At 65.9% G+C, this 12685-nt stretch carries 10 protein-coding genes and 1 pseudogene; 7 read left to right on the top strand and 4 right to left on the bottom strand.

Translation table 11 applies throughout. The features are described 5' to 3' along the window. Positions 1-29 precede the first annotated feature (29 nt). A pseudogene (gene tnpA, locus OG589_RS00055) lies at positions 30-445 on the top strand (IS200/IS605 family transposase). 159 nt (positions 446-604) lie between these two features. Here tnpA and OG589_RS00050 read toward each other — a convergent pair. Next, positions 605-895 (bottom strand): 4'-phosphopantetheinyl transferase superfamily protein, encoded by a 291-nt coding sequence (locus OG589_RS00050; protein WP_405145094.1) that lies wholly within the window; start codon positions 893-895, stop codon positions 605-607. 203 nt (positions 896-1098) lie between these two features. Here OG589_RS00050 and OG589_RS00045 point away from each other — a divergent pair, with 203 nt between their 5' ends. The 5 genes from OG589_RS00045 to OG589_RS00025 all read left to right on the top strand — a co-directional run bounded on the left by OG589_RS00045 (position 1099) and on the right by OG589_RS00025 (position 7768). Then, on the top strand, positions 1099-2067 hold the full coding sequence (locus OG589_RS00045) for an ABC transporter ATP-binding protein (protein ID WP_405145093.1): 969 nt from the start codon (positions 1099-1101) through the stop codon (positions 2065-2067). Continuing rightward, positions 2067-3422: an ABC transporter permease gene (locus OG589_RS00040; RefSeq protein WP_405145092.1), complete on the top strand. Its 1356-nt coding sequence runs from the start codon at positions 2067-2069 to the stop codon at positions 3420-3422. Before OG589_RS00045 ends, OG589_RS00040 begins: the two co-directional genes overlap by 1 nt. A 3-nt stretch (positions 3423-3425) precedes the next feature. Further along, positions 3426-6209, top strand: a complete 2784-nt coding sequence (locus OG589_RS00035) for a phosphoesterase (RefSeq protein ID WP_405145091.1) — start codon at positions 3426-3428, stop codon at positions 6207-6209. Positions 6210-6428: 219 nt separating this feature from the next. Further along, positions 6429-6905, top strand: a complete 477-nt coding sequence (locus tag OG589_RS00030) for a GNAT family N-acetyltransferase (RefSeq protein ID WP_405145090.1) — start codon at positions 6429-6431, stop codon at positions 6903-6905. A gap of 410 nt (positions 6906-7315) precedes the next feature. Beyond that, positions 7316-7768 (top strand): NUDIX hydrolase, encoded by a 453-nt coding sequence (locus OG589_RS00025; RefSeq protein WP_405145089.1) that lies wholly within the window; start codon positions 7316-7318, stop codon positions 7766-7768. Between the two features lie 106 nt (positions 7769-7874). On the opposite strand, the gene OG589_RS00020 is transcribed toward OG589_RS00025, so the two are convergent. The 3 genes from OG589_RS00020 to OG589_RS00010 form a co-directional block, all read right to left on the bottom strand. Continuing rightward, positions 7875-8783: an EamA family transporter gene (locus tag OG589_RS00020; RefSeq protein ID WP_405145088.1), complete on the bottom strand. Its 909-nt coding sequence runs from the start codon at positions 8781-8783 to the stop codon at positions 7875-7877. A gap of 421 nt (positions 8784-9204) precedes the next feature. Next, positions 9205-9555 carry an ATP-binding protein gene (locus OG589_RS00015; RefSeq protein WP_405152245.1) on the bottom strand — a complete coding sequence of 117 codons (351 nt, stop codon included), beginning with the start codon at positions 9553-9555 and terminating at the stop codon, positions 9205-9207. A 345-nt stretch (positions 9556-9900) separates the two neighbouring features. Beyond that, positions 9901-11133: a transcriptional regulator gene (locus tag OG589_RS00010; protein WP_405145087.1), complete on the bottom strand. Its 1233-nt coding sequence runs from the start codon at positions 11131-11133 to the stop codon at positions 9901-9903. A gap of 176 nt (positions 11134-11309) precedes the next feature. Here OG589_RS00010 and OG589_RS00005 point away from each other — a divergent pair, with 176 nt between their 5' ends. Next, entirely contained in the window at positions 11310-11966 is a 657-nt protein-coding gene (locus OG589_RS00005; protein ID WP_405145086.1) for an ATP-binding protein, read from the top strand. Positions 11967-12685: the final 719 nt, after the last annotated feature.

Raw genomic sequence — 12685 nt, 5'->3', positions numbered from 1 at the left:
CATAATCTTACCCGATCTAGTATTGGGTTATGGCCGAATACAGCGACATAAGGACTGGCAGGCACTGTGTCTTCCTGCTGCACGCTCACTTGGTTTTCGTGACCAAATTCCGGCACCGGGTGTTCACCGACACCCACCTGACCCGCATGGAAGAGATCATGCGGGTCGTGTGCGCGGACTTCGAAACCGAACTGACCGAGTTCAACGGCGGGGACAACCACGTCCACCTGCTGGTCAACTTCCCGCCCAAGGTCGCCCTGTCCAAGCTGGTCAACTCACTGAAGGGGGTGGCGTCCCGGCGGATGCGCCAAGAGTTCCCCGACCTGGCCGCCCACTACTACCGGGCCAACAAGCTGTGGTCGGGGTCCTACTTCGCCGGGAGCGTCGGGGTGCGCCGTTGTCGATCGTGCGCCAGTACATCGAGCAGCAAGCCCGCCCGGCCTAGAGCACGCTCGGGCCTGGCGGCCCTCCCGCGCGGGCCTTCACCCCCGGCCTGAAGGCCGGAGCACTAGCCCGCATTCCGGTAGCCATGCAAGCCGCCTACCCGGACCCATCCGCGAGGACTCGGGACGTTGCGAATCCTCGAAAGCCAGCACCATGTGGACTACCGCGGTGCCGGGGAGGGAACAGCACGGTCCCGTGCGGCGCGTTCCCTTCCCTGCGTACCAGCACGTCCCTGAGCCCGGCGAACCCGACGCCGACCGCCCTTGACATACGCCTCCTTCGCGCTCCACAGCCCGAAGTACTCGCTGCGGCGCGCCGCCGGATCGGCGTGGCCCAGGCGGTCGACCTCCGCCGGCTGGTACATGCGCCTGGCCATCTCCAGGCAGTCGAGGTCCGGGCGGATCAACTCGACGTCGACACCCACCCGCGACCCCCGCGGCGTCACCGCCACGCCCCGGCACCTGGTGAGTTCCAGGGCGCGAGCGCGTTGACCAGTGTGACCGTGCGATCTGCCGGGGTTAGTGGCATATCGGCGGGTTGTGTGGCATGTCGACGTCTTAGTGGCATTTGCCCAACGTTCGGCTGCGTGCCTCCCCAAGGCAAACCGCGATCTCTAGGTTCCTCTTGCTGGGGATCAAGCTAAGGGAGACCGATATGCAGAAGAGCCCCGCAGTCCGGGGTCGCGGGATCACCAAGTCCTTCGGTGAGGTGATGGCACTCGACGGCGTCGACCTCGACGTGGCGAGCGGGCAGGTCCACGGCCTGGTCGGCCCGAACGGCGCGGGCAAGACGACGCTCCTCGGTCTGCTGCTGGGCCTGGCGCTCTCGGACAGCGGCCGCCTCGAGATCCTGGGTACGCCGGTCGGGCGGACGCTCGCCGTACCCGACGGTGTCGCGGGCTTCGTGGACGGACCCGGGCTCTATCCCTCGCTCACCGCTCGGCAGAACCTCTCGGCCCTGGCCTCACTGCGCCGGTACGAGGCCGGAGGCACCGCCGGCGTCGACGACGCGCTGGAGCAGGTCGGGCTCACCGACGTCGCCGACGACCGTGTCCGGGGCTTCTCACTGGGGATGCGCCAGCGGCTCGGGCTGGCCGCCGCGCTGCTCACCAAGCCGCGACTGCTCGTCCTCGACGAGCCGGCCAACGGCCTGGACCCCGCCGGTAAGCACCACGTGCACCGCGTGATCACGGGACTCGCCGCGGAGGGGGCCGCGGTGGTCCTCTCCAGCCACCGGATGGACGACCTCGCCGCGCTGTGCTCCGAGGTCACCATCCTCGCCACCGGACGGGTCGTCTTCTCCGGGCCGGTGAGCAAACTCGCCGCCGAGAGCGGCGAGCTCGACTACCGGCTGCTCACCTCCGACCCGGCGGAGGCCAACCGGCTGGCGTCGGAGACGCCCGGGCTCAGCGTCGTGACCGGCCGCGACCCCGGTCAACGGACGGACGCCGACGTCGTCGTCCGCGGGCCGGTGCCGGCCCTCGACGAGCTTGTCGTGCGGCTCGTGCGAGCCGGCGTGGCGCTCCGAGAGCTGGGGCCCGTGGTGGCGCCGCTGGAGGCCGCGTTCCTGGCCCTGACCGGGACCGGCACCGTGCCCGCGCAGACCGACCAGGAGGACCTGTGATGACCGCGACCGTCACCCAACCCCGGGCCGGCGCCCGGCCGGCGCCCGTGCTGCACGGCTACCGGTTCGAGTTGGTCAAGCTGCTCTCCCAGTGGCGGATCCGCCTGCTGATCGCGGCCTGCTGGCTCGGCCCGGCGGCCTTCGTGGCCGCGGTGAGCCTGCAGAGCTCGCTCCCCGCCGACACGGTCTTCGGCCGCTGGATGAACGCGACCGGCTGGGCGGGGGCGCTGGTCGTGCTGGACTTCTCGTGCAGCTGGGCGCTCCCGCTGCTGACGGCGCTGGTCGCCGGCGACGTCTTCGCTGTCGAGGACCGGCTGGGCACCTGGCGCCACCTCCTCGTGGCGGTGCGCTCCCCGCAGCGGATCTTCGTGGCGAAGACCCTTGCCAGCCTCACCGTGATCCTGCTGCTCGTGGCCGGACTGGCCGCGTCGGGAATCGCCGGCGGCCTGGCCGCGGTGGGCAACCAACCGCTCGCCGGCCTGGACGGCCATCTTCTCGCCCCGGCGGAGGCGGCCGGCACGGTCCTGCTCGCGTGGACCTGCGCGCTGGCGCCGACGCTGGCGTTCGCCGCGGTCGGCCTCCTCGGCTCGGTCGCCCTGGGCCGCTCCCCGATGGGGCTGCTGATGCCCGCGCTCCTCGCCTTCGCGTTGCAGCTCGCGCAGTTGCTCCCGCTGCCGGTAGCCCTGCGGCTGGCCCTGCCGAGCCACGCCTTCCTCGCCTGGCGCGGGCTTTTCACCAGCCCCGCGCAGGCGGGCCCCCTCCTCGTCGGCCTCGCGGTGAGCCTCGCGTGGGCGGTCATCGCCACCGCGCTGGCCTACCGCCTGTTCCTGCGCCGAGACTTCACCGACCTGACATACGACGGCTCGGGCCGGCAGGTCCTCGTGGCGGCGGTCCTGCCGCTGGCCGCACTGGTCGCCCTCACCGTCGGTGTGATCGCCGGCGCGACCCCGGCCACGGGCTCGGGGATCGAGAAGGAGAAGCTGCAGGACTCCCTCGCCACGGCGTACGCCCACCTCTACCGGCTGCAGACGCGGGAGCTCAATCGCCCGGACGTCACCGAGGCCCAGCTGCAGGCCACCGCGTCCTGCGACAAGGGCGGCTCCCGGGTCCTCGACGAGGGACCGGGCAACGACTGGCGGTGTGTCGTGTCCTGGCACCTCCCCGGCGCGACCGCCGTGGGCACCGCCATCTACCAGCTCGACGTCACCGCAGACGGGCGGTACGTCGCCGACGGAGACGGTCCGAAGGAGGTCAACGGCTACTTCCAGGTGCGCACCCCGACCGGGGACGCGCCCAACCCCCTGTGGCAGTTCGACGGGAACGTCGACCTGCTCACAAGCACTCCGAAGGAATGATTCATGCACGTCACGCGCCAGCGCGTCGCGAAGGTCCGTCTCGGGCTCTTCGGTGGACGCACCGGCCGCCGGATCCGCCTGGTGGCGGCCGGCACCGTAGCTCTCGCCGTCGCCGGCGGGGGCATCGCCTACGCCTCCACCGAGGTGTTCGGCAGCAACCAGGTCGGCTCCACGTACAAGGCCGGCCTGCAGCTCGCCAGCGACCAGGTCATCAAGCCGATCGGCGACCGCCTGCTCGTCGACAACGGCAAGCTGCTCGCCTCGACGGTCAGCCCGGACGGCCGCTTCCTCGCGGCGCTCACCAACGACCGGTCGATCGCCCTGACCATCGTCGACCTACAGAACTACAAGGTGCTGCAGCAGGCCGGGACCGCCTCGACCGCCGGTGTGCGCATCTCTAACAACAACGTCGGGCAGGAGGGGCCGGCCTACTCTCCGGACGGCAAGACCCTGTGGCTGCCGCAGATCGACGGCTTCAACCGCTTCCCGGTGAACGCCGACGGCACCCTCGGCACCCCGACGTTCGCCACCATCGCCGCGCAGGGCTCGAAGAAGGCGCTGCCGGCCCAGGCGGTCTTCTCCGCTGACGGCAAGACCGTGTACGCCGCCGTCAACGGCCAGAACCGTGTCGTGGCGATGGACGCCGCGACCGGCGCGATTCAGCAGAGCTGGACCGTGGGCACCGCGCCGCGTGGTCTGGCGCTGGTCGGCGACAAGCTCTACGTCAGCAACGAGGGCGGCCGCCCGGCCAAGCCCGGCGAGACGACGATCAACTCCTACGGCACCCAGGTGCCGGCCGACCCGGTCACGGGCGCGACGACCACCGGCACCGTGAGCGTGATCAACGTCGCCAACACGGCCGCTCCGGTGACCTCCATCGAGGTCGGTCTGCACCCGACCGCGATGCACGCCGCCAGCGGCGTGCTCTTCGTCACCGACACGTTCGACGACCAGGTCTCGGTCATCGACACGAACCGCGACCAGGTCGTCCAGACGATCGCCACCCAGCCGTGGCCGGAGTCCAAGGTCGGCTACGCCCCGAACGGCGTGACCCTGACCGAGGACGGCCACCTGCTGGTCACCCTCGGACGGGCGAACGCGGTCGCCGTCTACCGCTACACCAGGCCACAGGAGCCGGTCAGCTTCATCGGCCTGCTCCCGACGGACTACTACCCGGAGGAAGTGACCACCGTCGGAGACGACGTGGTCGTCACCAACACCCGCGGCATCGGCGAGCGCGGCCCGACGCGCACGATCAACAAGGGGACCGGCACCACGCCGGCCACGGGCCACAACACCCACGACTCGACCGGCTCGCTGCTTCGGTTCAAGCTGCCGAACGACCGGGAGATCGCCAAGTCGACGGCCACGGTTTTCGCCCAGAACGGCTGGGACAAGAACGACGTCAAGCAGGCCCAGGGCAAGTCCGAGCACGCCGTGCCGGTGCCGAAGCGCCTCGGTGACCCGTCGACCATCAAGCACGTCTTCCTGCTGGTCAAGGAGAACCGCTCCTACGACCAGATGTTCGGCGACGACCCGCGCGGCAACGGCGACCCGTCGCTGGCGCAGTTCGGTGAGAAGGTGACCCCGAACCAGCACGCTCTCGAGCGTCAGTTCGGTCTCTACGACAACACCTACGACATCGGCACCAACTCCGCCGAGGGCCACAACTGGCTGATGCAGGCCGACAACCCCGAGTACACCGAGTCCACCGCCGGCGAGTACCAGCGCAGCTACGACACGGAGGACGACGCGCTGGGCCACCAGCGCACCGGCTTCCTGTGGACCGGTGCCCAGGCCGCCGGCAAGACCGCTCGCAACTTCGGGGAATTCACGCAGTTCCTGACCGTCCCCCCCGGCTCCTCGTGGCAGAAGTTCTACTGCGAAGCCCGGAACATGGCGGCGACCGGTCAGGACACCACCATCAAGACGGACACCCAGTCGCCGATCCCGTCGCTCAACGACATCACCGTGCACTCCTACCCGAAGTACGACACCAACATCCCGGACCTCTACCGGTACGAGATCTGGAAGCGTGACTTCGAGGCCAACGGCCCGGCCAACCTCAACATGTTCTGGCTCTCCAGCGACCACACCGGTGGGGCGCCGAACGCGATCGCCCAGGTCGCCGACAACGACCTGGCCGTCGGCAAGATCGTTGACACCATCTCGCACAGCAAGTGGTGGAAGGACTCCGCGATCTTCGTGATCGAGGACGACACCCAGGACGGCGTCGACCACGTCGACGGCGCGCGCGGCCCCGTGCAGATCATCAGCCCCTGGGCCCAGCACGGCACCGTGGACAGCCACTACTACACGCAGATCACCATGATCCGCACCATCGAGCAGATCCTCGGGATCCAGCCGATGAACCAGAAGGACAGCGCCGCCACCCCGATGAGCCGGGCCTTCACCAACAAGCCCAACTACACGCCGTTCAATGTGGTGCCCAACCAGGTCCCGCTCACCGACGGCCTGGCCACCCCGCCGGCCTGCGGCAACGACACCCCGGCTGCGGCGGGCGCCTCGGCGGCTCCCGCGCAGACCACGGCGTCGGCCGTGCCCGCCGAGACGCAGCACATCATCGACGTCTGGACCGCCTGGCAGAAGGAGCAGCACCTGAGCGGGGCGAACGCGGTCCCGGACTACGCCAACCCCGCGCTCATGAACCACTTCACCTGGTACCAGGCGCACAACTGGACCACCCCCTACCCGGGTGAGGACAAGATCTTCACCCCGGCCGAAGTGCCCGGTGGCTACCTGCCGTCGCCGGAGTCCGACGGCTGACCTCCGCACAACTCACACGACGGCCCACCGGGATCCCGGCGGGCCGTCTCAGCATGCCCAGGCGGCGCTGGATGCCTGCACCCTGAGGGGCACCGGGTCCCTAGGGTTTGTCAGTTCCTGTCTGTACTCTCCCCTCGGCTCACTCTTACCTCGGGAGCCTTCTGGTCACGCGAGGTCTGACGAGTTCGGGACAGGTCAAGACAGCAAGGAGAGCACGGCATGAGCGATCTCGTACTGCGTGACACGATCCAGGACGACCTTCAGGTGTTCTACCGGCATCAGCTGGACCCGGTGGCCAACCGGATGGCGGCCTTCACCGTCGAGGACCCAGCGGACCTGGACGCCTTCACCACCCGCTGGACCAAAATTCTCAATGACGATGGCAGCGCCAAAGAGACGATCACGCTCGACGGCGAGGTGGTGGGTCATGTCCTGACCTACGGCCAGGCCGACGAACTGGAAGTCACCTACTGGATCGACCCGGAGCACTGGGGTCATGGCATCGCCACCCGAGCACTTGCGGAGTTCCTTGCCCGTCATCCGGTGCGGCCGCTGTTCGCCCGGGTCGCGAAGGACAATCTGGGATCCTTGCGGGTCCTGCACAAGTGCGGGTTCAGCATCTACGGCGAGGACAGCGGATTCTCCAACGCACGTAGGGAAACCGTCGAGGAGTTCCTCCTCAAACTCACTTCGTAGCCGCCGGTCACCATCACCGAAGACGAGCCCGTGATGGGCCATCGTTGCGACGGCCCATCACCCGGTCACGAGCCGGTCACCCGTATTCCGCCAAATACCGGGCGTGCAAAAGTTGGACCTCCACTGCTCCCAGATGAGCGTTCCGTCGGCGTCGAATCCAACGGGCAGGATTGGGGAGATCCAGCGACCCGCACCGAATGATAGGCCGAACTGGAGCAAAGACAGGAAATGTGAGCCTCCGCAGGCTCGAATGTGTTGCCGTCCGCGCGAAGTACCTCCATCGCATGCGTGATGGCGATGGACGATTGCTCGTCGATCACGGAAAGGACGCCTGGAAGATCTGGCCGTTCGGAAACCGTCAGCCTTCAAATTCCTGAACCCAGGGGTCGTCAGTGAACTACAGTAGCGGCATGTACGAGTTGAAAACGGTGCCCGACGCAGGCCAGGTGTGGTGTGTTGGAGCTGTGATCATCGATGCCCGTAGACGGGCTTTTCTGCAACGGCGTGGGCCGAACCGGTCGCTGTTTCCTGGGTGCTGGGACATTGTGGCCGGTCACGTGGAATCTGGTGAGACATTGCACGAGGCGCTCGCGCGGGAGATTCTCGAGGAGACCGGGTGGACACTCGAACGGGTCGTTCGCGATCTCGGCTTGGTGATCTGGACAGGCAACGACGGGGTGCAGCGCCACGAGGTCAGTTTCGTAGTCGCGGTTGGCGGCGACCTGACTGATCCAAAGCTGGAGTGGGACAAGCACACCGAATACGCTTGGTTCGATCGAGCGGAGCTGTCCCAGATCTTGCAGAACCGTCCGCCTTTTGACGAAATGATTCACGACACCGTGTCACGGGCTTTAGGTCAATAACGGCCAGGTCGTGCGCCAGTCGCGGCGACAGCGGCGATCAAGTCACGGTCGCCGACGAGGGTCGCAAGCCATCGACGAGTTCGGCACCGGCATGACACAGGGAGTGTCATGCGCCGACGGTGAGCGTCACTAGCCCGAACAAAACCGCCGCGGATACCAGCAACTTGAAACGCATCTGGCCCTCGGCCAGGAACTTTCCGCTGGCGAGCACCACCAGTACCACGCTGACTTCGCGTACCGGCGACACGACGTTGGTCGGCGCCAGTCGCAGTGCGTACAGAAAGAGGAGGTAGGGCAGCGGCATCAGGGTCCCTGAAGCCACGATCAACAGTCGGCACTCACTCCACAATTTCCGCACTTCATGTCGGCTTCGGAAGACCACTGGCCCGAGCAGAACGACGCGGCCGGCATCATCCACCGCGTTGAGTAGCAATGGGGAGATTGCCAGCGGCCCGACCGCATGTTGGTCCCACAGCGTGTAGCTGGCGATCGCCACCCCAGACAACAGGGCGTAGGTGAAGACAAAAGGGGGGCCAATCCGGGCGACCCCTTGCCGATCAGCGGACTTGCCGAATAGGCCGATTGCCATTACGCCCGTAGCCACAGCAAGCAAGCCAACAACACCAAGGACGCTGGGCATCTCACCGAGAAAAAGCATGCCACCAAGAGTTGCCAGGATCGGACCGGTTCCGCGGGCGATGGGATAGACGAAGGAAAGGTCGCCAATGCGGTACCCGTATTGAGTGATCACGAAATACGCGAGGTTGATCAAGATGCTGCCGGCCAAAAAAGCGGCCTGCATGCCGGACGGATGAAACGTCGAGCTCTCGGTCAGGAAGATCACTATCGGGGCGTACGCAAGCAGTGAGCCGAGTGATGCCAGCCCGACAAACGCCGTGGGGCCGTACTGCGATAGGCGCTTACTCAACAGGCTCCAGCACGCATGGATGAATGCCGCTAATAGCGCCAATGAAATAGGAAGAAGATGCACTGCGCCCTTTCTCGCGAGCAGCACGCGCAGCCGCCTCGATCACCACCGCCGGGGCTTGAGCTGCTGCATCGTCGAGCGCGCGCCACAATGGGGGTCGTCAGGAAGGTTTGGCATGTTGACCCAGTGAGCAATGACCCGCGCAAGTCGGGGATCGGCCACGCTGACCGGTTGTTGACTCGTGTGAGATGCCCCGGCGGCCCGACTGGTACACCCCTCGTCCTACGCCGCGGACGCAATGGCGCTGCTCACCTCCTCCATCGAGGTGACCACGGCGTCAGCCGCGCCGAAGGCCGCGACCTTCCACGGCCGGTTGACGTAACCTCCGCAGCAGACACGCAAAGACCTCGGAGTCGTCTGATGACGCCCGAGGGGTATCACTCCCTGCACACCTGGAGAAATACCCCTCGGCTCGTTTGTTCGAAGCGGGCAGCTACTCGAGGTCACCTCACGGCATGGGGGGCGTTCGAGGGTCAGGGACCGATGGACGGGTGGAGGCTTCCGCTGCTTGAGGAGGTAGATGCCAGCGGGCCCAGACGGTCTTGCCGGGGGCGTCGGGGAGCTGGGTGATGCCCGTTTCGTGGGCGAGTGCGTCGACGATGGTCAGGCCGCGGCCATGGTCGGCGTCGACCCCGAGGTCCAGGCGGCGGGGCTGTTCGGGGCCGTGGTCGGTGACCCGGATGCACAGTTCCCTGGTGTCCGCCCACAGAGAGAGCCTGACCGGGGGCTTGCCGTAGCCGATGGCATTGGCGAGCAACTCGCTAGTAAGTCGTAAAAATGTACTTCTTCTGTTACTGATCGCGCCTGGTTAGAGCAGGGATTTAGGCGGTGCGGTCCTGCACATAGGTCGGTCAGTAGCCGTCCCGTCTGCCGTCGTCCACCCTTCGGGGTGCGGGCCGGTTGCGGGGGGTCAAGGCCCTTAGATCGCTTTGGAGTAACCCGTCTCGCCTTGACCCCTCGTGGCCGGTCTGCTCGGCTTGCCCTGGACGTCGGCAGGCGGGACGGCGACCCTACGCCAGCCACGATGTTTCGGCCTGTACGTGTGATCGAACCGCTCCCGGAGCCGGAGTCCCCGCCGGAGGCATTTGTACTTCAAGCGCCGTGCATATGATCGCTGCCGCCTAAGGGCTAGCGGTCATGAATCTCAGCGATGGTTGATGAGGAGTTCTCGCACTTGTGGTAAGTCACGGTAGGGCTTCAGTCGCGCGAGGACTACACGTGCACGTTGAGCGGTTCGATCGCTGGCCACATCTGCGGACAGACTGAGCATCCGTCCGGCTGCTAGCGCTGCCTCCTCCGGCTCGTTGGCATCTGCCAGCGCAACGGCAAGCCACGACAGGTAAAGGGCGAGTTCCCGTGTGTGCGTGGCGTTGTAGCGGCTGAGTACGTCGGTGAGGAGTGGGACGGCGCGCAGAGGCCGCCGCAGCTCGGTGTAGGCGCGCGCTTTCATGATCTGTAGCTCGCCAGCATCTACCCAGTAAAGATACGAGGGCTCGTCCCTCCCGTTGTCGTCGGCGAGAGCATCGTCGGCTTCGCCAAGTGCTCGCATGGTCGCTTGTGCTTCTCCGTTACGTGCGTGCGCCCACGCCACGCGGTCCCAGCACAACGCGCGTGCACGGGGAGGTGCGTCCGGCCCTGCCACCTCTAGCGCCGTATGGGCAAGTTCTACGCCTTCGCTTGGGTCTCCAGAGTTGGAAATCTGGTACGCCAACGATCCGACAAGGTTCGATTCGAGGGTGCCATCACCGGCTTCATGTGCTGCGCTGATGCCGAGCCGGTATGTACGCGCTGCCTGATCACGCTGTCCTGCGTCACTGGCCACCCATCCTGCGATCTGAGCAAACTCGCCGATCGCCACCAACAAGCCCTGACCTACGTCTTCGGTGTGGATGCCTTCCCGGTAAATACGGACGGCCGCTTCAAGCTCACGAAACGCGGGCTGGATCAGATCGCCCCCGGCGAGTACATCATCGGCGAGTCGCAAGCTATGGACCCGCGACGACAGATCCGCCACGGTCTCGGTACTGACACGCCGGCCGTTGCGGTTAGCGATCGGGGAAAGAGGATCCCCCTGACGATGCAGCTCTTTCAGAACGTCAGCAGGGGCGCGGCGGGGCGCGGCTCCTCCATCGCTGAACAGCTCATGCTCATTCATACCGAACACACGGCTATAAAGCACGCCATAAGGGTCTTTCGGCCGGTGCCTGCCTGCTTCCCAATCCTTGATCATGCGAGTCAGGGACTCCCGCCCTGGAAGACGCGCACGGGCTTGTCCGTCGGCGGCATCGACAAGTTGCTTCGCCATCTCCCGCTGCGTCCACAGTCTGTTGCGCCGTTCGGCACGCAGCCGTGCGGCCCAAACCGGAACGTCGTCCATCGCTGCTCCTCGGGGGAGAACTTCCGGATCCGCCTGTCTCCCCCAGTCTCCTCTATTCGCACTGTTGCCGCATGCGTACGGAGCGGTGTGATGGGAGGTGACGCCAGAAATGGCAGGACCCGCAGGCGCGGTCAACGCCGTACGGGTCCCTGAACCGCACTCTGGAGGTGCGATCTGTGACAGATCCTAAGACCATCCTGCCTCGCCGCAAACACTCCACCGCAGGCAGCCTGTTAGGCGTTAAGGATCTAGTTGGTTCTCCTGAATCGGTCTCGCAGGCGCGAGCTTATGTGAGAGGAAAACTCGGGGAGGATCATCCGGCCTTGGATGATGTGACGCTGCTGGTTTCCGAAGTCGTCACCAACGCCGTCATTCACTCAAACTCGCGAAATGGCGGAAGAGTCACACTCGCACTCGCCGACTGCTATGACTTCATACACGTTGACGTGGTGGATGAGGGAGGGGAGATGATCCCGCAGGTTGGCGCGGGCATCTTCGCGGAAAGCGGGAGAGGTCTCATGCTCGTTGAGCAGATCTCCGACCACTGGGACGTCTATGAGGATTCCGCCGGGCGAACGGTCTGGTTTCAGGTGAGGTACGAGCGCGTGGCGTCGTGCTGCCCAATGCAGCGCACATCAGCCGAACCCTCAGACCCGCACGAGAGCGCTACGCGCAGGACGGCAAAACAGGCTGCACGGACGGTAGCGGAGAGCGCTCAGCAAGAACAGGCGCTACGCCTAGTCGAACGCTGGGGTCTTGACCGTGACGGCCTGGACATGGCGGCCGAAACGCTAGGCGTAGAGCCCTTCGGTCACGAGGGGACGCGCCTCTAGAGCGGGGCGGCGGCGCGGATGAACTTCCCCCGCAAAGGAGCCGGGGGCGGTTTTGCTCCCCTATAGCCCGTGCTGTCGCCCATCCATCTCGGGGACACCTAGCGATTCGAAGGGAGGCCGACTCTGACACTTAAGCAGAATCTCTGATGTTATGCCCGAGCCTATACACAAGAGGAAATGATGATACGAAAGTACATCGCTTCGTACGCTGCCGGCGTGGTGTGCGCGACGGTCTTTCTTGTCGTTTGTAGCGGTAAGATACCGTCGTTCACTGGCCTTACCTCGCTTGACCTTGCCGTTAGCGGTGGTGTCTGTCTCTTGCTCGGCTGGACTGCGTGGCTGGGAGAGCGTAAGTCCTTCCCGGGAAATCCCGATAGCAGGGATAGGGCCGGCTACTGAGGTAAGTCAACGTCTGAGAGTTCTCGCAGGGCTCGTGTGACCCGCCCTGCGGTCTTGCGTTCCGATTTAGCGTCGGTCGGGGACCGTAGATGTTTGTCGAATGGTGTACGGCATCCGTGGAAAGCCCTCGTCCGGTTGGTTGTGGTCGGGGGCTTTCCCATGTTGCCGTTCGCGTCGCCCGAGTACCGCTGGAAGCACAGTTCCGTGCGCTTACGGCTCGTCTGGCAGAGACGAACTTGGGCGGGGTGAGCCGAGCAGGGTAGGTGATCGTGCGACCTGCGGAGCCAGATTGCCAGGGTCGTGACCGTGACGGTGCCGAG

This window comes from Sphaerisporangium sp. NBC_01403, from assembly GCF_045040145.1.
GTDB lineage: Bacteria > Actinomycetota > Actinomycetes > Streptosporangiales > Streptosporangiaceae > Sphaerisporangium > Sphaerisporangium viridialbum.
The sequence above is the reverse complement of the archived record's forward strand: the minus strand, read 5'-3'. Positions and strand labels throughout refer to the sequence as shown.

What these genes read in the sequence shown, in the direction of transcription:
- OG589_RS00045 (WP_405145093.1), top strand. Translation starts at nt 1,099, where the DNA reads ATGCAGAAGAGCCCCGCAGTCCGGGGTCGCGGGATCACCAAGTCCTTC.
- OG589_RS00040 (WP_405145092.1), top strand. Translation starts at nt 2,067, where the DNA reads ATGACCGCGACCGTCACCCAACCCCGGGCCGGCGCCCGGCCGGCGCCC.
- OG589_RS00035 (WP_405145091.1), top strand. Translation starts at nt 3,426, where the DNA reads ATGCACGTCACGCGCCAGCGCGTCGCGAAGGTCCGTCTCGGGCTCTTC.
- OG589_RS00030 (WP_405145090.1), top strand. Translation starts at nt 6,429, where the DNA reads ATGAGCGATCTCGTACTGCGTGACACGATCCAGGACGACCTTCAGGTG.
- OG589_RS00025 (WP_405145089.1), top strand. Translation starts at nt 7,316, where the DNA reads ATGTACGAGTTGAAAACGGTGCCCGACGCAGGCCAGGTGTGGTGTGTT.
- OG589_RS00010 (WP_405145087.1), bottom strand. Translation starts at nt 11,133, where the DNA reads ATGGACGACGTTCCGGTTTGGGCCGCACGGCTGCGTGCCGAACGGCGC.